This window comes from Roseibium sp. RKSG952, assembly GCF_009711355.1.
On record NZ_SMMF01000449.1, the window covers coordinates 1 to 1,037 of the forward strand.

Consider the following 1,037-nt stretch of genomic DNA (forward strand, 5'->3'; position numbering starts at 1 on the left):
GACAGAGAAAGAAAACCGGCTCGGATCATGTGCAGAGTAGAATCGCCCCGCTTCACCCCGTCAAGCCCTCAAAGTTGGGTCCTCGAGGACTCCGAGTATAATAATCCGGGTTAGCATTTGTCGGACGGTTCATTCTCTCGCTCAGGCCACGACCTACATGCGGCACGGGTGGTTCACAGTTCGCTTATTAGGACTGGAAGCGCTGAACTATTCTCAAGGCAAGCCGACATTTTGCATTTTTTGCCGATGCCGGAAATGAATTGTCAATGTTAAAAATACTATATAAATATAAATTAATTTTTGAAAGGTTAATTACAATTTATTTAAATTAAAAAATATAATATATTGCAACGGTACAAATAATAAATAGGTAATCTGATCGATTAAACACTGTAATAAATACAGAGTTGTCAGAGTTACTGTGCGGCCGTAACCCATCGGCAGAGGTGTGTGCATATGATTCCGGGAAATTGTAAGGGGTGCAAACAAGAAATAAAACCATCAAGGAAAAGAAATAAAACGTATGTGCTTCAGAGTCCCGTTTTACTGACCGCGATTATATTGGAAATCGAAAAATCCGGATTCAAATCAAATCCAGATAATATTGTTGAAATTTCGCCGAAAAAAGAAATAGTCAGGGACGTCAAATTTAATGAATATTTATACAATTATTCCAATTATAGTGCAATTAAAGATAATCAAGTAGAATATAAAAATCATAACCAGGAAAAAATTAACGGTATATATTTGGTAAATATTAGTGATGAGGTAATTAATGAAGAGGGACTTTTATTCAGTGATGTTGGAAGTGATGTTATTTATACAAGGTCCTCATTTGATGACCCAAATAGCAGATACTCCCAAAATGAGAATATAATCCAATCGGATAGTGGTAATCGCGGAACATCGTTCGCAACAGAAAACAACAACAACGGCTCCTCAGATGAAGTCGGCCAGGCGACAGTCAATACCGAGAACTTATTCCAGGTCACTGAAGAAAATAGTGTTGACGCGCCTGTGGCCGGGGCGGGGATTAC

The 1,037-nt window shown here is 38.7% G+C and carries 1 protein-coding gene; it reads left to right on the top strand.

Annotation, left to right across the window (positions count from 1 at the left end; all coding sequences use genetic code 11):
• Positions 1–456: 456 nt before the first annotated feature.
• On the top strand, positions 457–1,037 hold a 581-nt coding region (locus tag E1297_RS01505; RefSeq protein ID WP_155133006.1), incomplete at its 3' end, for a hypothetical protein.